Source organism: Paracraurococcus lichenis (assembly GCF_030657435.1).
In the GTDB taxonomy this organism is placed as follows: Bacteria; Pseudomonadota; Alphaproteobacteria; order Acetobacterales; family Acetobacteraceae; genus Paracraurococcus; species Paracraurococcus lichenis.
Genome location: NZ_JAUTWS010000433.1, coordinates 1 through 595, shown reverse-complemented (window position 1 = coordinate 595; position 595 = coordinate 1). Strand labels below are relative to the sequence as shown.

Here is a 595-nt window from a genome sequence, read left to right as displayed (position 1 = left end):
GTAGCGGGCGCCGAGTTGCAGCGCGACCTCCTTGTTGCCGAAAGGAATCCGCAGCGGCGTGTCGCCCTCGGCCGCCGTGCCGCCCTGCTGCCGCTTCCCCGGCCTGGTCGGTCCCCCCGCCGTTCTGCGTGACGGCCTCGGGCTGCCCTTCCGGCCCTGCGGCGCCGCGGCAGCCGACCTCCCCACTGCGCCTCGGTCGGGCGGGGTGTGACCGGTGGCGCCGGCGGCCACCTCCGTCGGCCCGGCCGAAGCCTTGGCCTTGCGGCGCCTGGCCAGCCGTGGCGGTCGCTGCGCGCCCTCGCCCGCCGCCCGGCCGCGCCGGGACACTCTGCCCGGCTGCCCCACCGCAGAGGCGACCAGCGCCGCGTCGCCGGGCGTCGTGCCGTCCGTCAGCCGGCCAATGATGCGGCTGGCCTGGGTGCAGACGGCATCGATGGCGCCCACCATCTCCTGCTCTCCCACCAGCACCTGGTCGAGCAGCAGCTCCATCTGCGCAGTCACGCCAGGGTCGACCAGCGCCGGGTCAGCGCGCTCCAGCACGCCGAACAGCGCCAGGCCACGCTCGGTCGGCACGATGTGCTTGCCGTCGGTCCTC

1 pseudogene is annotated in these 595 nt (G+C 76.0%); it reads right to left on the bottom strand.

From position 1 onward, the window contains the following. A pseudogene (locus tag Q7A36_RS40660) lies at window positions 1-595 on the bottom strand (hypothetical protein); the annotation flags it as partial.